This is a genomic window from Streptomyces puniciscabiei (genome assembly GCF_006715785.1).
Lineage (GTDB): Bacteria > Actinomycetota > Actinomycetes > Streptomycetales > Streptomycetaceae > Streptomyces > Streptomyces puniciscabiei.
The window spans coordinates 1,012,642-1,031,547 of sequence record NZ_VFNX01000001.1 but is presented as its reverse complement, the minus strand read 5'-3'; the positions used below and the strand labels follow the sequence as shown (position 1 = coordinate 1,031,547).

17 protein-coding genes and 2 pseudogenes are annotated in these 18,906 nt (G+C 70.8%); 9 read left to right on the top strand and 10 right to left on the bottom strand.

The window, feature by feature from the left end:
- The 5 genes from FB563_RS04620 to FB563_RS04600 all read left to right on the top strand — a co-directional run bounded on the left by FB563_RS04620 (position 1) and on the right by FB563_RS04600 (position 5,514).
- Positions 1-765, top strand: coding sequence for a DUF3710 domain-containing protein (locus FB563_RS04620; protein WP_055704261.1), 765 nt, complete (start codon positions 1-3; stop codon positions 763-765).
- A 256-nt stretch (positions 766-1,021) separates the two neighbouring features.
- Complete coding sequence (locus tag FB563_RS04615; RefSeq protein WP_055704260.1) at positions 1,022-3,580, top strand: sensor histidine kinase; 2,559 nt, start codon at positions 1,022-1,024, stop codon at positions 3,578-3,580.
- Positions 3,577-4,263, top strand: a complete 687-nt coding sequence (locus FB563_RS04610) for a response regulator (RefSeq protein ID WP_055704259.1) — start codon at positions 3,577-3,579, stop codon at positions 4,261-4,263. Before FB563_RS04615 ends, FB563_RS04610 begins: the two co-directional genes overlap by 4 nt.
- An 81-nt stretch (positions 4,264-4,344) precedes the next feature.
- The gene (locus FB563_RS04605; RefSeq protein WP_079048543.1) at positions 4,345-4,743 is read left to right on the top strand and encodes an OB-fold nucleic acid binding domain-containing protein; all 399 of its coding nucleotides are present in this window, start codon (positions 4,345-4,347) and stop codon (positions 4,741-4,743) included.
- Positions 4,744-4,746: 3 nt separating this feature from the next.
- Positions 4,747-5,514, top strand: coding sequence for a DUF3159 domain-containing protein (locus tag FB563_RS04600; RefSeq protein WP_055704258.1), 768 nt, complete (start codon positions 4,747-4,749; stop codon positions 5,512-5,514).
- A 749-nt stretch (positions 5,515-6,263) separates the two neighbouring features.
- Here the strand turns inward: FB563_RS04600 and FB563_RS04595 are convergent.
- The 3 genes from FB563_RS04595 to FB563_RS44880 form a co-directional block, all read right to left on the bottom strand.
- A complete protein-coding gene (locus FB563_RS04595; protein ID WP_055704257.1) occupies positions 6,264-6,941 on the bottom strand; it encodes a potassium channel family protein in 678 nt (225 codons plus the stop codon).
- Entirely contained in the window at positions 6,941-7,612 is a 672-nt protein-coding gene (locus tag FB563_RS04590; protein ID WP_055704256.1) for a potassium channel family protein, read from the bottom strand. The genes FB563_RS04595 and FB563_RS04590 overlap by 1 nt, the downstream gene beginning before the upstream one ends.
- A 160-nt stretch (positions 7,613-7,772) precedes the next feature.
- Complete coding sequence (locus tag FB563_RS44880; RefSeq protein WP_267888627.1) at positions 7,773-7,901, bottom strand: hypothetical protein; 129 nt, start codon at positions 7,899-7,901, stop codon at positions 7,773-7,775.
- A gap of 161 nt (positions 7,902-8,062) precedes the next feature.
- Here FB563_RS44880 and FB563_RS04585 point away from each other — a divergent pair, with 161 nt between their 5' ends.
- Together FB563_RS04585 and FB563_RS04580 are read left to right on the top strand one after the other, a co-directional pair.
- On the top strand, positions 8,063-10,114 hold the full coding sequence (locus FB563_RS04585; protein WP_055704255.1) for an APC family permease: 2,052 nt from the start codon (positions 8,063-8,065) through the stop codon (positions 10,112-10,114).
- A 143-nt stretch (positions 10,115-10,257) separates the two neighbouring features.
- Positions 10,258-11,586, top strand: a complete 1,329-nt coding sequence (locus FB563_RS04580) for a class I SAM-dependent RNA methyltransferase (protein WP_055704254.1) — start codon at positions 10,258-10,260, stop codon at positions 11,584-11,586.
- Between the two features lie 325 nt (positions 11,587-11,911).
- On the opposite strand, the pseudogene FB563_RS04575 reads toward FB563_RS04580, so the two are convergent.
- From FB563_RS04575 to FB563_RS04555, 5 genes and pseudogenes are all read right to left on the bottom strand, one after another.
- A pseudogene (locus tag FB563_RS04575) lies at positions 11,912-12,073 on the bottom strand (IS1380 family transposase); the annotation flags it as partial.
- Positions 12,074-12,156: 83 nt separating this feature from the next.
- Positions 12,157-13,020: an alpha/beta fold hydrolase gene (locus tag FB563_RS04570; protein WP_055704253.1), complete on the bottom strand. Its 864-nt coding sequence runs from the start codon at positions 13,018-13,020 to the stop codon at positions 12,157-12,159.
- Positions 13,021-13,112: 92 nt separating this feature from the next.
- The gene (locus FB563_RS04565) at positions 13,113-14,117 is read right to left on the bottom strand and encodes an NADP-dependent oxidoreductase (protein ID WP_055704252.1); all 1,005 of its coding nucleotides are present in this window, start codon (positions 14,115-14,117) and stop codon (positions 13,113-13,115) included.
- A gap of 135 nt (positions 14,118-14,252) precedes the next feature.
- On the bottom strand, positions 14,253-15,308 hold the full coding sequence (locus FB563_RS04560) for an aldo/keto reductase (protein WP_055704251.1): 1,056 nt from the start codon (positions 15,306-15,308) through the stop codon (positions 14,253-14,255).
- Positions 15,309-15,365: 57 nt separating this feature from the next.
- A complete protein-coding gene (locus tag FB563_RS04555; protein ID WP_055704250.1) occupies positions 15,366-16,058 on the bottom strand; it encodes an SDR family oxidoreductase in 693 nt (230 codons plus the stop codon).
- Between the two features lie 115 nt (positions 16,059-16,173).
- Between FB563_RS04555 and FB563_RS04550 the strand changes: the two genes are divergently transcribed.
- The gene (locus FB563_RS04550; protein WP_055704249.1) at positions 16,174-16,734 is read left to right on the top strand and encodes a TetR/AcrR family transcriptional regulator; all 561 of its coding nucleotides are present in this window, start codon (positions 16,174-16,176) and stop codon (positions 16,732-16,734) included.
- Between the two features lie 197 nt (positions 16,735-16,931).
- Here the strand turns inward: FB563_RS04550 and FB563_RS04545 are convergent, their stop codons facing one another.
- The gene (locus tag FB563_RS04545) at positions 16,932-17,858 is read right to left on the bottom strand and encodes a sulfatase-like hydrolase/transferase (RefSeq protein ID WP_234357584.1); all 927 of its coding nucleotides are present in this window, start codon (positions 17,856-17,858) and stop codon (positions 16,932-16,934) included.
- 59 nt (positions 17,859-17,917) lie between these two features.
- Here FB563_RS04545 and FB563_RS42760 point away from each other — a divergent pair, with 59 nt between their 5' ends.
- The gene (locus FB563_RS42760) at positions 17,918-18,154 is read left to right on the top strand and encodes a hypothetical protein (RefSeq protein ID WP_055704248.1); all 237 of its coding nucleotides are present in this window, start codon (positions 17,918-17,920) and stop codon (positions 18,152-18,154) included.
- Here FB563_RS42760 and FB563_RS45410 read toward each other — a convergent pair.
- Positions 18,097-18,270 (bottom strand): annotated as a pseudogene (locus FB563_RS45410) (PadR family transcriptional regulator); the annotation flags it as partial. The gene FB563_RS42760 and the pseudogene FB563_RS45410 overlap by 58 nt on opposite strands.
- Between the last annotated feature and the right edge of the window lie 636 nt (positions 18,271-18,906).

The following is an 18,906-nucleotide window of genomic DNA, read 5'->3' as shown; positions in this document are numbered from 1 at the left end:
GTGTTCGGACGTCGCAAGAAGAAGGGTGCCGCCGGGGACGCGGCCGGCGAGGCCGAGCAGGTCGTCGACAGCGTCGACACCGAGGCGGACGAGGAAGAGGAGGCCGAGCGCGAGCGCGTCCGGCTGGAGCCCGGGCCCCGGCCCGACGGGCCCTGGGACAGCAGCGAGGTACGGGACCCCGCCGAGGGCCGTGTCGACCTCGGCGGACTGTTCGTACCGGGCGTCGACGGCATGGAGCTCAGGGTCGAGGTCGCCGGTGACGCGATCGTCGCCGCCACCGTCGTGCTGCGCGACAGCGCCATCCAGCTCCAGGCCTTCGCCGCGCCCAAGCGCGAGGGCATCTGGGGCGAGGTCCGCGAGGAGATCGCGTCCGGCATCACCCAGCAGGGTGGCATCGTCGACGAGGTCGAGGGCCCGCTCGGGTGGGAACTGCGCGCCCAGGTGCCGGTGCAGCTGCCGGACGGCACGGGTGGTTTCCAGGTGGTGCGGTTCGTGGGCGTGGACGGCCCGCGGTGGTTCCTGCGCGGTGTGATCTCCGGGCAGGGCGCGGTGCAGCCGCAGGCCGCCGGGCTGCTGGAGCAGATCTTCCGCGACACGGTCGTGGTGCGCGGTGAGGGCCCGATGGCGCCTCGCGACCCGATCGTCCTGAAGCTGCCGAACGACGCGCAGATGGTCCCCGAGGGGATCCAGCAGGAGGAGTCCTCCCGCTTCTCCGGCGGGATGGGGCAGCTGCAGCGGGGGCCGGAGATCACGGAAGTCCGCTGACGGCTTCAGCAGGGTTGCACGGGCCGTGCCTTTGAGGGGTGCGGCCCGTTTTCGCGGGGTCGCGCCGTGGGGGAGTTCTCCGTTGCCGGGTGCGGGTTCCTTGTGGTTGCTCGCGCAGTTCCCCGCGCCCCTGCGGGGCGCGCCATCAGGGTTGTGTCAAAGATGGCCGTCGCTCGGCTCCCCGGGTCTTTTGTCGTGATTGTTGGCCGTAAGGTCGACGCTGCGTAGGCAGCAGTCACGGGAAGAGAATGGAGCCATGGCACGCGGCAAGCTTCGGATCTACCTCGGTGCGGCACCGGGCGTGGGCAAGACCTACGCCATGCTCTCCGAGGCGCACCGCCGCGTGGAACGGGGCACCGACTGTGTCGTGGGCTTCGTCGAGCACTACGACCGGCCGCGCACCGAGGTGCTGCTGCACGGCCTGGAGCAGGTGCCGCGCAAGCGGCTGGAGTACCGGGGTGCCACCTTCGGCGAGATGGACGTCGACGCCGTGCTGCGCCGGGCGCCGGCCGTCGCCCTGGTGGACGAGCTCGCCCACACCAACATCCCCGGCTCCCGCAACGCCAAGCGCTGGCAGGACGTGGAGGAACTGCTCACCGCGGGCATCGACGTCGTCTCGACCGTCAACATCCAGCACCTGGAGTCACTCGGCGACGTCGTGGAGTCGATCACGGGAGTGCGCCAGCGGGAGACCGTGCCGGACGAGGTGGTACGGCGGGCCGACCAGATCGAGCTGGTCGACATGTCCCCGGAGGCCCTGCGCCGGCGGATGGCGCACGGCAACATCTACCAGCCGGACAAGGTCGACGCGGCCCTGTCCAACTACTTCCGCCCCGGGAACCTGACCGCCCTGCGCGAGCTGGCGCTGCTGTGGGTGGCCGACCGGGTCGACGAGTATCTGAACGCCTACCGCAGCGAGCACCGGGTCTCCAAGATCTGGGGCTCGCGGGAGCGCATCGTGGTCGGGCTGACCGGCGGCCCCGAGGGACGCACCCTGATCCGGCGGGCCGCGCGGCTCGCGGAAAAGGGCGCCGGCGGCGAGGTGCTCGCCGTGTACATAGCGCGCAGCGACGGGCTGACCTCCGCCTCCCCGAAGGAGCTGGCCGTCCAGCGCACGCTCGTCGAGGACCTGGGCGGCACGTTCCACCACGTGGTCGGCGACGACATACCAGCCGCCCTGCTGGACTTCGCGCGGGGCGTGAACGCCACCCAGATCGTGCTGGGATCCTCGCGCCGCAAGGCCTGGCAGTACGTCTTCGGGCCCGGCGTCGGCGCGACGGTCGCCCGGGAATCCGGGCCCGACCTCGACGTCCACATCGTCACCCACGAGGAGGTCGCCAAGGGCCGTGGACTTCCCGTGGCCCGCGGCGGACGGCTCGGGCGGGCCCGGATCATCTGGGGCTGGGCGGTGGGCCTGGTGGGCCCCGCGGTCCTCGCGGTACTGCTCGACACCGCCAGTCTCGGCCTCGCCAACGACATGCTGCTGTTCCTCGCCGTCACCGTCGCGGCGGCACTGCTCGGCGGCCTGCTGCCCGCGCTGGCCTCGGCGGCCTTCGGCTCGCTGCTGCTGAACTACTTCTACACCCCGCCCCTGCACCGGCTGACCATCGCCGACCCCAAGAACATCGTCGCCATCGCGATCTTCTTCGGGGTCGGCGTGTCGGTCGCCTCGGTGGTGGACGTCGCCGCCCGGCGCACCCATCAGGCCGCCCGGCTGCGCGCCGAGTCGGAGATACTCTCCTTCCTCGCCGGGAACGTGCTGCGCGGCGAGACCAGCCTGGAGGAACTGCTGGAGCGGGTGCGGGAGACCTTCGCGATGGAGTCGGCCGCGCTGCTGGAGCGGGCGAGCGACGTCGAGCCGTGGACCTGTGCCGGGCGCGCCGGATTCGGGCGCCCGCTGCAGCGGCCCGAGGACGCCGACGTCGACATGCCGGTGGGCGACCACATGGCGCTCGCGCTCACCGGCCGGGTGCTGCCCGCCGAGGACCGCCGGGTGCTCGCCGCCTTCGCCGCGCAGGCCGCCGTCGCGCTGGACCGCCGGCGGCTGCAGGAGCAGGCCGACCGGGCCCGGGCGCTCGCCGAGGGCAACCGGATCCGTACCGCGCTGCTCGCCGCCGTCAGCCACGACCTGCGGACGCCCCTGGCCGGCATCAAGGCGGCGGTGTCGAGTCTGCGCTCCGACGACGTGGACTGGTCCGAGGAGGACCGGACGGAGCTGCTGCAGGGCATCGAGGAGGGTGCCGACCGGCTGGACCACCTCGTCGGCAACCTCCTCGACATGTCCCGTCTGCAGACCGGTACGGTCACCCCGCTGATCCGCGAGATCGACGTGGACGAGGTCGTACCGATGGCCCTGGTCGGCGTACCCGAGGACAGCGTCGAGCTGGACGTGCCGGAGTCGCTGCCCATGGTCGAGGTCGACCCCGGGCTGCTGGAGCGGTCGGTGGCCAACCTGGTGGAGAACGCCGTCAAGTACAGCCCGCGCGGGCGGCCGGTGCTGGTGTCCGCGAGCGCCATGGCCGACCGGGTCGAGGTGCGGGTGGTGGACCGCGGGCCGGGCGTGCCGGACGAGGCCAAGGACCGCATCTTCGAACCCTTCCAGCGGTACGGCGACGCCCCGCGCGGCGCCGGGGTCGGGCTCGGCCTCGCCGTCGCCCGGGGCTTCGCGGAGGCCATGGGCGGGACCCTCAACGCCGAGGACACGCCGGGCGGCGGACTCACCATGGTGCTCAGCCTCCGCGCGGCAGGATCGCGTCCCGAGTCCCGCGAAGCGGGCCGGGGCCTCGCAGAACCAGAAAGGCAGACGACTCTATGACCCGGGTGCTCGTGGTCGACGACGAGCCGCAGATCGTGCGCGCCCTCGTGATCAACCTCAAGGCGCGCAAGTACGAGGTCGACGCGGCGCCCGACGGCCGTACCGCCCTGGATCTCGCCGCCTCCCGGCACCCCGACGTGGTCGTGCTCGACCTGGGGCTGCCCGACATGGACGGCGTCGAGGTCATCCGGGGCCTGCGCGGCTGGACCCGGGTGCCCATCCTGGTCCTGTCCGCCCGGCACTCCTCGGACGAGAAGGTCGAGGCGCTGGACGCGGGCGCCGACGACTACGTCACCAAGCCCTTCGGCATGGACGAGCTGCTGGCCCGGCTGCGGGCCGCCGTGCGCCGGGCCGAGCCGGTCGGGCCCGGCGAGGACGACCTGACCACCGTCGAGACGGAGGGCTTCGCCGTCGACCTGGCCGCCAAGAAGGTCAACCGCGCCGGCAAGGACGTCCGCCTCACCCCGACCGAGTGGCACCTGCTGGAGGTGCTGGTCCGCAACACCGGCCGCCTCGTCAGCCAGAAGCAGCTGCTGCAGGAGGTGTGGGGGCCGTCGTACGGCACCGAGACCAACTACCTGCGCGTGTACATGGCCCAGCTGCGCCGCAAGCTGGAGACGGACCCGTCGCACCCGAAGCACTTCATCACCGAACCGGGGATGGGATACCGGTTCGAGAAGTGAGCTGCACGTTTCGGGAAGTGGGCCGGGTGGTGAAGTGAGCTTGGCTACGGCGGTGTCGGTGGGCCCCGGTACGCTTCAGGTATGAGTGCTGTTCCTCGTTCCGAAAAGCCGGCCGGCCGGTTCCGGCGCATGCTCGACCGGCTTTCCTCGTCGCAGGAGGACCTGGAGTCCGAGGAACTGCGTGAGGACGCCGAGACAGCGGGCTGTACCAGGATCGGCGACTGCCACGACCGGCAGATCGTCACCGTAACTGGTACCTTGCGCACGGTCACCTTGCGACCGCGCGCCGGAGTCCCCGCCCTGGAGGCCGAGCTGTTCGACGGCTCCGCCGCGCTGGACGTGGTGTGGCTCGGCAGGCGTTCCATCGTGGGCATAGAACCGGGGCGCAAGCTGATCGCATCGGGCCGGATCTCGATGAGCAGAGGCCGCCGGGTGCTCTTCAACCCGAAATACGAACTGCGACCCCTCGGACGGGAGTAGCCGGTGACGTCCCTCGACAAGCCGACCGAAGACGCCGGAGAGGCTCAGCCCGACGATGCCCGGGCGGTGACCGAGGCCGCGCTGTTCGAGGCGTTCGGCGGCGTCCGCGGCATGGTCGAGACGGTCGTGCCGGGCCTGCTCTTCGTCGCGATCTTCACGGTGAACAAGAACCTGCACCTGTCGGCGATCGCCGCGCTGGCGGTCTCCCTCGTGCTGGTCGTGGTCCGGCTCGTCATGAAGGACACGGTCAAGCACGCCTTCAGCGGTGTCTTCGGCGTGGCCTTCGGTGTCGCGTTCGCGATGTTCACGGGCAACGCCAAGAACTTCTACCTTCCGGGCATGCTCTACACGCTGGGCCTGGCGCTGGCGTACATCGTCACGACCCTGGCCGGGGTGCCCCTGATGGGACTCATCCTCGGTCCGGTCTTCAAGGAGAACCTCTCCTGGCGCACCCGCAACCCCGGCCGCAAGAAGGCCTACGCGAAGGCGAGTTGGGCCTGGGGTCTGATCCTGCTCGCCAAGTGCGCGATCCTCTTCCCGCTGTACTGGTGGTCCGACACCACCAAGCTCGGCTGGGTCCTGGTCATCCTGAAGATCCCGCCGTTCCTGCTGGCGGTCTGGCTCACCTGGGTCTTCCTCGCGAAGGCCCCCGCGCCCATCGACGTCTTCGCCGAGATGGAGGCCGAGGAGAAGGCCGAGGCGGAGCGCAAGGCGGCGCTGGCCACCGAGGGCGGCGAGGCGACCGGCGGACGGCACCGCCGGGAGGCCTAGCCGGCCCGGCACCGCGACGTCACGGCGGCGACCTTCACCGGCGAGAGGCCGCCGCGCACACTGCCGGCCGTCGGGCTCAACCCACCCCGGGGCATCTTCGAGGTGACGTCCGGCAGCGCCCTGCGGCACCGGCGTGAGCGGCGCGCGGGCCGGAGTCCCTGAGCGTCCGCACCCGAAGGGCCCGGCGGCTCCGGCGATCCCCGGGCCCTTGGCGCGGCAGCGTATCCGCTGGCTCGTGGTGTCCTCGCGCCGGACCGGCGGCAGAGAGCTGCTTCTCGCGTGTGGGCGGGCGAGGCGGCCGGGGACGGCACCGGCGGGATGCCTGGCAGGGGTGCCGCGGCTTCGCACCGGTTCGGGACCCACCGGTGGTCCTGGGCGGTTCGCATGGCCTTGTCGCGGTGACGGGGCGCGTGTTGCCGTGGCGTCGGTGTGAGCGGGCGGGGGCGTGGGCGGTGGTCAGCGGAAGGTTCGGGTGTCGGCACGCGAAGGGCCCGGTGGATTCGGGGATCCCCGGGCCCTTCGCGCGGCAGCGCATCCGCTGGCTCGTTGTGTCCTCCCACCAGTCCGGGACCCACCGAGGGTCCCGGGCCTTCGCATGGCCTTGTCGCGGTGACGGGGCGCGTGTTGCCGTGGCGCCGGTGTGAGCGGGCGGGGGCGTGGGCGGAGGTCAGCGGAGGGTTCGGGTGTCGGCACGCGAAGGGCCCGGTGGATTCGGGGATCCCCGGGCCCTTCGCGCGGCAGCGCATCCGCTAGCTCGTTGTGTCCTCGCGCCGGACCGACAGCAGCTCCTCCAGCTGTTCCTCTCGGGCCTGGGCGGCCACGAAGAGGAGTTCGTCGCCCGGCTCCAGGGAGTCCTCCTTGGACGGGGTCAGGACGCGGGTGCCGCGGATGATGGTGACCAGCGAGGTGTCCTCGGGCCACTGGACATCGCCCACCTGGGTGCCGGCCAGCGCCGACTCCTCGGGCAGGGTCAGCTCCACCAGGTTGGCGTCGCCGTGGCTGAAGCGGAGAAGACGGACCAGGTCGCCGACGCTCACCGCCTCCTCGACCAGGGCCGACATCAGGCGCGGGGTGGAGACGGCCACGTCCACGCCCCAGGCCTCGTTGAACAGCCACTCGTTCTTCGGGTTGTTGACACGGGCGACGACGCGCGGGACGCCGTACTCCGTCTTGGCGAGCAGCGAGACGACCAGGTTGACCTTGTCGTCGCCGGTCGCGGCGATGACGACGTTGCAGCGCTGCAGCGCCGCCTCGTCCAGGGACGTGATCTCACAGGCGTCGGCCAGCAGCCACTCCGCCTGGGGCACCCGCTCCACCGAGATGGCGGTCGGGGCCTTGTCGATGAGCAGGACCTCGTGGCCGTTCTCCAGCAGCTCGCCCGCGATCGAGCGGCCGACGGCGCCGGCTCCGGCAATGGCGACCCTCATCAGTGACCGCTCTCCTCTTCCGGGCCCTGGGCGAACGCCGCCTCGACCTTCTCGACGTCGTCCGACCGCATCATCACATGCACGAGGTCGCCCTCCTGCAGCACCGTCTGCGAGGTCGGCAGGATCGCTTCGCCGAGGCGGGTAAGGAACGCCACGCGGACGCCCGTCTCCTCCTGCAGCTTGCTGATCTTGTGCCCGACCCACTTCGGGGAGGCGTGCACCTCGGCGAGCTGCACCCCGCCGGTGGGGTCGCGCCACAGCGGTTCGGCGCCGGAGGGCAGCAGCCGGCGCAGCATCTGGTCGGCGGTCCAGCGGACCGTCGCCACGGTGGGGATGCCGAGGCGCTGGTAGACCTCGGCGCGGCGGGGGTCGTAGATACGGGCGGCCACGTTCTCCACGCCGAACATCTCGCGGGCCACGCGCGCGGAGATGATGTTGGAGTTGTCACCGCTGGAGACGGCGGCGAAGGCGCCGGCCTCCTCGATGCCCGCCTCGCGCAGGGTGTCCTGGTCGAAGCCGACACCGGTGACCCGGCGACCCCCGAAGCCCGGGCCCAGCCGACGGAAGGCGGTCGGGTCCTGGTCGATCACGGCGACCGTATGGCCCTGTTGCTCCAGGGTCTGGGCGAGAGCGGATCCCACTCTCCCGCAGCCCATGATGACGATGTGCACGACCGTCCTTCCGAAGTCAAGAAGTTCCTCTGAGGTTATTGACCTGGCCTTAACAGGTTCTCAGACCGAGGCCCAAAGCTACACACGGGCGCTGGTGGGTTGGCACCCCCCTGTGCGGGTTCCCCGTGACCACGGCCCGCGATCAGGCGCGTGAGCGGCATCAGCGATCGGGGTCCGCGATCATCGGGGGCGGGCGCCGGCGAGTGATGCTGCGCACGCTGCACAGCGTCAGGATTCCGAGGCCGAGCAGGGCGAGGGTCGCCCCGATCAGCTCCGCGGTCGCGGGCATGGGACCTCCGAGGTGCGATGACGTGCGGGGTTTGCCATCTAGGCACGGGGAGCGCGCGGACCACGGAATCCGCAGTTCCGTGCGCCTCTGAATTCACTCGTGAGGCAGATCGCGCCCACCGGGTGGGCGGCTGCCAGTTCGAAGGCCTACGATCCTCTCTCGTGTCCAAACTGACCGACGTGCCCAAACGGATCCTGATCGGGCGCGCACTGCGCAGTGACCGGCTGGGCGAAACGCTCCTGCCGAAGCGCATCGCACTCCCCGTCTTCGCCTCCGACCCGCTGTCCTCCGTCGCCTACGCGCCGGGGGAGGTTCTCCTGGTCCTGTCCATCGCGGGCGTGTCGGCGTACCACTTCAGCCCGTGGATCGCCGTCGCGGTCGTGGTGCTGATGTTCACCGTGGTCGCCTCCTACCGGCAGAACGTGCACGCGTACCCGAGCGGCGGCGGTGACTACGAGGTCGCCACCACGAACCTGGGCTCCCGGGCGGGCCTGACCGTGGCCAGTGCCCTGCTCGTCGACTACGTCCTCACCGTCGCCGTCTCCATCGCCTCCGGCATCGAGAACCTCGGCTCCGCGGTCCCCTTCGTGGTCCAGCACAAGGTGCTGTGCGCGGTCGCCGTGATCGTGCTGCTGACGCTGATGAACCTGCGCGGCGTGAAGGAGTCCGGCAAGCTCTTCGCGATCCCGACGTACGTGTTCGTCGGCGGCGTGTTCATCATGATCGCGTGGGGCGCCGTACGCGGCCTGGTCCTCGGTGACACCATGCGCGCGCCGACCGCGGACTTCCACATCAAGGCCGAGCACCAGGGCCTCGCGGGCTTCGCGCTCGTCTTCCTGCTGCTGCGCGCCTTCTCCTCCGGCTGTGCCGCGCTGACCGGTGTCGAGGCGATCTCCAACGGCGTCCCGGCCTTCCGCAAGCCCAAGTCGAAGAACGCGGCGACCACGCTCGCGATGATGGGCCTGCTGGCCGTCACCATGTTCTGCGGCATCATCGCCCTGGCCATGTCGACCAAGGTCCGCATGGCCGAGAACCCGGCCACCGACCTGCTCCACCACGGTCACCCGCTGGGCTCCGGCTACGTCCAGAACCCGGTGATCTCCCAGGTCGCCGAGGCCGTCTTCGGCAAGGGCAGCTTCCTGTTCGTGGTCCTCGCGGCAGCCACCGCGTTGGTCCTGTTCCTGGCGGCGAACACGGCGTACAACGGCTTCCCGCTGCTCGGCTCGATCCTCGCCCAGGACCGCTACCTCCCGCGCCAGCTGCACACCCGCGGCGACCGCCTCGCCTTCTCCAACGGCATCGTGCTGCTGGCGGGCGCCGCGACCCTGCTGACGTTCATCTACGGCGCCGACTCCACGCGGCTGATCCAGCTCTACATCGTCGGCGTGTTCGTGTCCTTCACGCTCAGCCAGACCGGCATGGTCAAGCACTGGAACCGGCACCTGGCGGTCGAGCAGGACCCGGCGGCGCGCCGCCGTATGATGCGCTCCCGCGCGATCAACGCGTTCGGCGCCTTCTTCACGGGCCTGGTGCTGGTCGTCGTCCTGGTCACGAAGTTCACGCACGGCGCCTGGGTGGCCCTGCTCGGCATGTGCCTCTTCTACGCGACCATGACCGCGATCCGGAAGCACTACGACGGCGTCGCCGAGGAGCTCTCGGCCCCCGAGGAGCCGGACGACGACCTGGTCCGCCCGTCCCGTGTGCACTCGGTCGTCCTGATCTCCAAGATCCACCGACCCACCCTCCGGGCCCTGGCCTACGCCAAGCTGATGCGCTCGGACACCCTGGAGGCGCTGACGGTCAACGTCGACCCGGCCGAGACCAAGGTGCTGCGCGAGGAGTGGGAGCGGCGCGGCATCGACGTACCGCTGAAGGTCCTGGACTCGCCGTACCGCGAGATCACCCGTCCGGTGATCGAGTACGTCAAGGGCCTGCGCAAGGAGTCGCCGCGCGACGCGGTCTCCGTGATCATCCCCGAGTACGTGGTGGGCCACTGGTACGAGCATCTGCTGCACAACCAGAGCGCCCTGCGGCTGAAGGGCCGCCTGCTGTTCACGCCGGGCGTCATGGTCACCTCCGTGCCCTACCAGCTGGCCTCCTCCGAAGTGGCCAAGCAGCGCGCGCGCAAGCGGCAGGAGTGGAGCGCACCGGGTGCGGTGCGCCGCGGTCCGGCGGCGGTGCGGCCCAAGGAGCCGTCGGCGACCAAGGACTGAGCCCCATGGGCCCGGTGAGACCGGGGTGGGCCCGGGCCGCTGGGCCCGGGGCCCCGCCTGTGGTGAACGGCCGGACGACAGCCACGTAGACTGGTGGGCTGTTGTCCGGCCGTTTCCCGTACCCGATCTGGAGTCACCCCGCCATGCAGGCAGAACCGAAGAAGTCGCTGGTCGGGGAGGAGTACGAGGTCGAGATCGGCCCCGTCGCCCACGGCGGCCACTGCATCGCCCGCACGACGGAGGGCCAGGTGCTGTTCGTCCGGCACGCGCTGCCGGGCGAGCGCGTGGTGGCGAAGGTGACCGAGGGCGAGGAGGGAGCCCGCTTCCTCCGCGCGGACGCCGTACGGATCCTGGAGGCGTCCAAGGACCGCATAGAGGCCCCCTGCCCCTTCGCGGGCCCCGGCCGCTGCGGCGGCTGCGACTGGCAGCACGCCAAGCCGGGCGCCCAGCGCCGGCTCAAGGGCGAGGTGATCGCCGAACAGCTCAAGCGGCTCGCGGGCCTCACGCCCGAGGAGGCCGGCTGGGACGGCACGGTGGTGCCGGCCGAGGGCGACAAGCTGCCGGCCGGCGAGGTCCCGCAGTGGCGCACGCGCGTCCAGTACGCCGTCGACGCCGAGGGCCACGCGGGCCTGCGCCGCCACCGCTCGCACGAGGTCGAGCGCATCGACCACTGCATGATCGCGGCGGAGGGCGTCAGCGAGCTGGGCATCGAGCGGCGGGACTGGACCGGCATGGAGTCGGTCGAGGCGATCGCGGCGACCGGCTCGCAGGACCGCCAGGTGATCCTCACTCCGCGCCCGGGCGCCCGTCTCCCGCTGGTGGAACTGGACAAGCCGGTGTCGGTCCTCAGGGTCGACGAGAAGTCCGGCGGCGTCCACCGCGTCCACGGCCGCCCCTTCGTCCGTGAACGCGCCGACGGCCGTACCCACCGCGTCGGCAACGGCGGCTTCTGGCAGGTCCACCCGAAGGCGGCGGACACCCTGGTGACGGCGGTCATGCAGGGCCTGCTCCCACGCAAGGGCGAGATGGCCCTGGACCTGTACTGCGGAGTGGGCCTGTTCGCGGGCGCGCTGGCCGACCGGCTCGGTGAGAAGGGCGCGGTCCTCGGCATCGAGTCCGGCAAGCGTGCGGTGGAGGACGCGCGCCACAACCTCGCCGACTTCCCGCGCGTCCGCATCGAGCAGGGCAAGGTCGAGTCCGTCCTGCCGCGCACCGGCATCACCGAGGTCGACCTGATCGTCCTGGACCCGCCCAGGGCGGGCGCGGGCCGCACGACGGTCGCCCACCTCTGCTCCCTCGGCGCCCGCCGCATCGCCTACGTCGCCTGCGACCCCGCCGCCCTGGCCCGCGACCTGGCGTACTTCCGCGAGGGCGGGTACCGGGTACGGACGCTTCGGGCGTTCGATCTGTTTCCGATGACGCATCACGTGGAGTGCGTGGCAATTCTCGAGCCCGCAGCAAAGGGCCTCTGACCTGCTGATTTATTGATTCCACAGGTTGCGGTCGGGTCGTGCCGACATGTTTCCGCAGGTCCACCGTGTGGAGCGTGCTGCGGGTTCCCGCCACGTGTCTCACCTGCGGTTTCGCAGCGGGGCGTGCGCCGAGAACCCTCCGTAAGGGACGGGTTCGGGAAATGTCTTGACGCTCGTTCGACGCTGTTTCTGACGCGCGTGAGGTGGTCGTCCTGGATCAGCTGGCGTGGGTGGATCGACTTGTCGGGCTTGACCCGTCGAGCAGCGCGTCGGCCTCGAGGTTCCATGTGGTGAGGTGCCGTCCAGGGGACGGGGAATTGGTTGGTCAGCCTGGGGCGGGCGCGTGGGTGAGCCGGTCGAGGGCTGTGGTGATGTGACCGGTCCAGGGCCAGTGCCGGGCCAGGCGGAGGATTCACCGACGGCCGGTGGTGACGAGCTGTCCGGCCGTGGTCAGCAGGCGGAGCCGCAGTCGGCGGGGCTCCCGGAGTGCTGGCGATGTGCGAGGACGGATTTCCTGGTGCCGGTCTCGCTGAGTGCGGGGCAGGGGCCATGGATCTGTCCGGCGGCCGGCTACCGTTCCAGGAATTCGAGCGCCCGCGGGACGAATCTGTCGTGGTGCTGGAAGATCCCTCCGTGTCCGGCGTCGGGGTAGAGGGGTTCGAGTTCGCCCTGGGGCAGCCGGGCCGCCAGGTCGACGGTGTTGACGCTCGGGACCATGCGATCGCTCTCGCCGTTGGCCACCAGGACCGGTTGGTGGATGCGCGACAGATCGGCCGGTGCCTGGCGGCCCCAGCGGTGGATGGCCTTCAGTTGGGCGCGGAACGATGAGAGCGAGATGGCTTTGTCGCGGTCGTTCGTGCGTTCCTTGAGGCGGTCCAGGAAGGCGTGGGCCGCCCGGCGGCCACCGGCGGTGTCGGTGAAGAAGAGGTACTGCTTGGGGTCCTTGCGGGTCAGGACGGCCTTGACGATGTCCTTGATGGTGAGGCTTGTGACCTTGTCGATGCCGGGGCCTCCGGCGGGGCCCGTGCCCGCGAGGATGAGCTTGCGTACAAGATCGGGTTCTTCCGCCGCGATGACCTGGGCGATGAAGCCGCCCATCGACAGGCCGAGCAGGTCGACCCTGTCGTACCCGAGGGCCCGGATGAACAGCACGGTGTCGCGAGCCATCGCCTCGATCGTGTCGGGTGTGGAACCGCCGGACGCGCCGACGCCGCGGTTGTCGAAGGCGATCACGGGGCGCCGGGCGGCGAGTCCGTCGACGACGCGGGGATCCCAGTTGTCCAGGACTGCGGACAGGTGGTTGAGGAGGATCAGGGGTATGCCGTCGTCCGGGCCGAGACGCCGGTAGGCGAAGGTCACGCCTCGCACGGACACGGAGCGGTTCGGCGTGTTCTTGTACGACATCGGGGCGGGTGAACTGGACGGTGTGCTCATGGCCGGGTCCTGGGGTGGTGTGGCGGGGGAGTGGGGTGTGCAGGGTCTTGTTGCTGTCGGAGGTGACTGGCGCCTGGGACTCGTTTTCACCCTTACGTCATCGCGACGACGACTTTGCCAGCCTTTGCCCGTCCCCTCTCGACGTATTCCATGGCCTGGAGGGTTTCCTCGAACGGGAAGACGCGGTCGACGACGGGGCGGATCTTCCCGGCGTCGATGAGGGGGGTGAGTTCGCGCAGCTGGTCGCCGCTGGCCTTCATGAAGAGGAACGAGTACCTCACACCGTGGCGCCTGGCGTTGCGCCGGGTTCTGAAGCTGAGGGCGCTCATGGCCAGGCGGAGGATCGGGTTCGCGCCCAGTTCATGGGCGAAGGCCGGGTCGGGTGGGCCCGCGACGCTGATGGCCATGCCGCCGGGCTTGAGCACGCGCAGGGACTTGGCGAGGTTCTCGCCGCCGAGGCTGTCGAGGACGACGTCGTAGCCGTCGAGGACCTCTTCGAAGTCCTGGGTGCGGTAGTCGATGACGACGTCCGCGCCGAGGTCCCTGGCCAGGTCGACCTTGGCGGTGCTCACGGTGGTGGCCACGTGCGCGCCCAGCGCCTTGGCCAGCTGGACGGCGATGGAGCCGAGGCCGCCGGCGCCCGCGTGGACGAGGATTTTCTGGCCCGGCTGCACGCGGGCCCGCTCGACCAGTGCCTGCCATGCGGTGAGGGCGACCAGAGGGAGGGAGGCGGCCTCGGCCATGGTGAGGGCGGCCGGTTTGGGCGCCAGGTCGTCCTGGTGGACGGCGATGAGTTCGGCGAAGGTACCGATGCGGTCCTTGTCGGGCCGGGCGTAGACATCGTCGCCCACCGCGAAGCGGGTGACGGACGGGCCGACCCGGACGACTGTCCCGGCGAGGTCGTTGCCCAGAATGAGCGGGAGGCGGTATGGCATGAACGCCTTGAAGTCCCCGTTGCGGATCCTGAGGTCCAGCGGGTTCACGCCCGCCGCGTGGATCTTGACCAGGACGTCGTCGGCACCTACCGGGGGGTCGGGTGCTTCGGCGGCGCGCATCCCGGCCTGGTCGCCGTATTTCTCGACCATGAAAGCCCTCATCGTTGTCTCCGTTCCGTTTCCCGTCCGTGAAAGGCCGGGGTCTCCGCTCGCCCCGGGCTTCTCCCGGTACGAGACAGCTGTGTTGCTCTCCTGGCTGTGGCGCGGGCGCATCCCGTCCTCAGCCGCGTTCAGCCATCAGGCCACCGGCACGACCAGGGCGGTGACGCGGTCGGCGGCGCCTCCTTGGAGGCGGTCCAGGGTGGCGGTGATCCCTTCGTGGGGCACGCCGAGCGGCACCGCGCTGACCTCGGCCAGGCGGGTGTACTGCTCGTCGGTCAGATGGACGTCGAGGGTGCCGAGGTAGCTGTCGAGCTGGGAGAGACTGCGCGGGCCGATGATCGGGACGAGCGTGGCGACGGAGCGGGCGGCGCGCTCGCGCACCCAGGCCACCGCCACCTGGGCGGGCGTCACGCCGGTCTCCTCGGCGATCGCCAGGACGGTGTCGACGACGGCGGTCTTCTGGCCGGTGCTCTCGGTGTGGATGACCATGCCCAGGTCGCTCAGGCGCCCCTCGGCGGAGCCGCGGTACTTGCCGGTGAGCAGTCCGCCGCCGAGCGGGGACCACAGGGCTGCGCCGAGCCCGAGGCTCTCGGCCATGGGCAGGAGCTCACGGTCGGCGGTGCGCTCGACGAGGCTGTACTCGTGCTGGATGCCCACGATCGGGGCCCAGTTCCTCAGGTCCGCGAGGGTTACCGCGCGCGAGACGCGCCAGGCGGGGAAGTTGGACAGCGCGGCGTGGTGGATCTTGCCGGCGCTCACCAGGTCGTCGAGCCCGCGCAGGAGTTCCTCCATCGGAGTGAGCTCGTCGGGGAAGTGCACCCACAACAGGTCGATGTAGTCGGTCCCCAGGCGCTTCAGGCTGGCCTCGACCGAGGCGACCATGTTCTTGCGGCTGTTGCCGGTCTTGGAGATGTCCGGCTGCGGTGCGGCACCGAGGGTGAACTTCGTGGCCAGGACGAAGTGGTCGCGGTCGGCGGAGATCAGCTTTCCGGTCAGTTCCTCCGACTCGCCGAACTGGTAGCCGTCCGCGCTGTCGAGAAAGGTGCCGCCGGCCTCGGCGAACCGGTCGAAGATCCGGCGTGCCTCGTCGGGCTCGGCGCCTGCGCCCCAGCCGGTGCCGAAGTTCGCGGTGCCGAGCGCGTACTCGGAGACGCGCAGTCCGGTCCGGTGGCCGAAGGTCGTGTAGCGCATGAGATGTCCTTGCATGAGGGGTGTGAGGGTGGTCGCGCCGGGGTGGAGGGGTGAGCGTCAGTCCGCGTTCGGCTGGGGTGCCGCGGACAGTCTCTGCTTGACGTACCGGCTGGTCTCGTCGGCGAGGATCTCGGGCAGGCCGGTCTCGATGCCGTGCAGGGCCTGGGCCGCGACGTCGGCGGCGGCGACCTTCTGATCGGCGGGCACGCCGGCGGCCATGTCGGTGTCCATGTAGCCGACGTGCAGCGCCGAGACGGTGATCCCGCGCGGTGCCAGCTCCTCACGGGTCGCGTCGCTCAGCGCCCAAGCGGCGGCCTTGGACGCGGCGTAGGAGCCGAGTCCTGCCGGGTGGAACCAGGACAGGGCGGACAGGACGTTGAGCACGGCGCCGCCGCCGTTGCCCTCGATGACGGGGGCGAAGGCGCGGGTCGCGGCGAGCGGGCCGAAGAAGTTGGTCTCCATCTCCCGGCGCACCTCAGCCACGTCGCCTCCCATCAGCGTCGCGCCGGTGGAGATGCCCGCGTTGTTGATCAGCAGTGTCGCGTCGGGCGCCACGCGCGCGGCCTCTCGTACCGACGCCTCGTCCGTGACGTCCAGCCGCAGCGGGATGACGCCCGGCACATCGACCGTCTCAGGGCGCCGGGCCGCGCCGTACACCTTCGCGCCGCGCTCGACGAGCTGGGCGGCCAGGTGCCGCCCGAAGCCCCGATTGGCGCCGGTGACGACTGCGACCGCGTTCTTCAGTTCCATGTCCACTCCTGGTCGTGGCGGGCGACGTCGGCCACCCGCAACTGTTTAGATTATGAATGCAATCTAAACATGGGTCTACGATAGATGCCAGGCGACATCCAAATGGGAGGTGACCATGGGCCGTGTATCGCAGGCGCAGGCGGAGGCAAATCGCAGGCGGGTGGTGGACACCGCATCCCGGCTGTTCCGGGAGCAGGGCATGCAAGTCAGCGTCGCCGACCTGATGAAGGCGGCCGGTCTGACCCACGGCGCCTTCTACAAGCAGTTCGCCTCCAAGGAGGCACTCGTCGACGAGGCCACCGCGCACGCCTTCGCCGAGCTCGCTCAGCGCTACCGCGCCGGGCTCGAGCGGCACGACGGGCAGCGCGCCGCCGCGCAGCAGGCGCTGATCGACGCCTACCTCTCCGTCGAGCACCGCGACGACCCGGCGGACGGCTGCCCGGTCGCCGCGCTCGCCACCGACATCGCGCGCGAGGGCGGGGGGCGCGAGGCCCGTCGCGTCTACGCCGAGGGCGTGGCCGACTTCGCCGGTTTCCTGGCCAGTGACGACCAGGACGGCATCGTCCGCCTGTGCACCCTGTTCGGTGCGCTGGTCCTGTCCCGCGCCACCAAGGGCTCCCCGCTCTCCGGGGAGATCCTCGCCGCCGCGCACGCGGCCTTGACCGAAGCGGGCTGATCACGGGCGCGGTGGCCGCGCGTCGTGGGCAGCCGTCCGGTCCCCGGGGAAGTGACGAGCCGGTCGTCATGACGCTCGTCTGACGCTCTGCGCACGTGGAGTGGGAGGCAGAGAGCCGACTAGCGCTCTGACCTGGCATTTCACAGCGTCTGCTCAGGCCGGCATCTTTCCGATGAACTCGCATGTGGAGTGCGTGGCTATTCTTGAGCCTGCCCAAAAGGGGCTGTGACCTGCGGTTCTGCTGGGTTGTTCGGGCGGGGTGCGGGTGCGCTCGACCTGTTTTCCGAGGTGCTGTGCGGTGACGGGGCCCTCGGCGGGCACGCCGAGCCGCTCGTACTGGCCGGGCGGGGCCTCGGTGCGGCGGAGCAGGTCCACGAGCAGCCCCGCCATGCGCAGCTCGGCCTCGTCGTCGACGAGCGGGCTGAGCTGCTCGGGGTCGTGCTCCAGGTCGAACAGCAGCGTGCCGTGGTGGTAGGGGTTGACGAAGCTGCGTCCCGGCATGCGCAGCGTCCGCACGCCCTTGGTGAAGCCGAACGGCCTGGCCAGCTCCAGATCCGCCAGCTCGGCCGGGCTGAACCGGCTCTCCTCATGTGGGTCGGTATCAGGGTGTGCTCTTCGAGCGGGGTGTTGTCGGCGCTGACAGGGGCGCGCATGTAGACGTACCGGCCGTCGGTGACGTTGACGTGTCCGCCGTGGATGCCGAACAGAGCGGCCTCGCGCACGGGTGTGTCGTCGGCGACCGGCAGCGGCAGGCGCTGTGTGTCCGCCGCCGGCTCGACCCCGAAGAAGTCCAGGATCGTCGGGGCGAGGTCGATGGTCTGGACGAGCGCCCGCCGGCGCTGTCCGGCGGCCTCGGGCACCCGGGGGTCCCACACGAACAGGGGGAGATGGACCAGCTCGTCGTACCAGACTTGGACGGTCTTGCCCCACCACCCCTTCTCACCGAGCAGGAACCCGTGGTCGGTGTCGACGATGAGCAGGGTGTCGTCCCACAGCCCGTGCTCGTCCATGGCGTCCAGGACGCGGCCGAGGGAGTGGTCGCACATGGACAGCAGGGCGGCGTACTCGTAGCGGGCGTGGGCGACCTGGTCGTCGGTCTCCAGGATGCGCTTGCAGTCGGGCAAGTCGAAGTGCGGGCCGTCGTACGTGTGCGGGTACAGGTCCTTGTGCCGCTGGTGGTTCGGTGCGGACCAGGCCGATCGCGGCCTGCCGGTCCAGGGGCGCGGCGAAGGCGAACCTGGTCAGGAAATCCGGGTCCTGGAACCGGCTCGGCGGGTCGTACGGCGACCTCACCCACGCCGGCAGCGCCTCCCGGCCGGCCTCGGTGAGCCGGTACACCTTCGCGTCGGGCCGGCCCTCGCGCGGATCGACCTCGAAGGTGACCCAGCCGTCGCCCACCATGCGGCCCAGCAGCCGGTAGACGTGGCTGTGATGCAGCCGCGAGCGCAGGAACTGCCCTTCCGTCTCGACGTACTTGCGCAGGTCGTACCCGCTCAGCGGCCGGAACGACAACAGAGCGAGCAGCACGTATTCCATGACGCGGACCCGCCCCCTATGTGCGTACTCACCTATGTCCTGTGATTGCACCGAGGAAGGGACGGGTTCCGTCAACGCCTGGGACGGCGGCTTGTCGAAGCGTTCACAATCACGGACGGCGTGTTGACGCGGACTCAGGCCGAACCGGACCGGCCGGCAGGCGGACAGCGGCGCGGCTGCCTGCCGGCTGTCTCTCCGCGGGCGGTGGTGGTTGACGTGTGTACGACGCTGCCGCACCCTGCCCGACCGGCCTCGGGCCAGGAGCCGGGTGGGGAGCGGTCCTCGTCCCGGGGCCGTGGATTCCCCGGACGACGACCGCCCTGTTGCCCGTCGCCCATGCGCCCACGCGCGCGGGTGGCACCAGCGGGCGGTCGACGGTGCCGGGGAAGCGGTCGCCGGGGCTGTGCGGGGATTCCGTCAGGGGCACGGTGAACGCGCCGAACGTCAGCGGCTCGCTCTGCGCGGGTACGAGCAGGCGGTTCTCCGGGACACCGCCGCCGCGGCCGATGTTGGCGGTGGACCGGGAGCCGATCAGCCGGGCGCCGAAGAGGCGGCACACCCGCGGGGCGTCCAGGGCGTGGTCGTGTGGGAGTGGGCGCAGATCACCGCGGCGAGTCGGGTGGTGCCGGTGCGGTG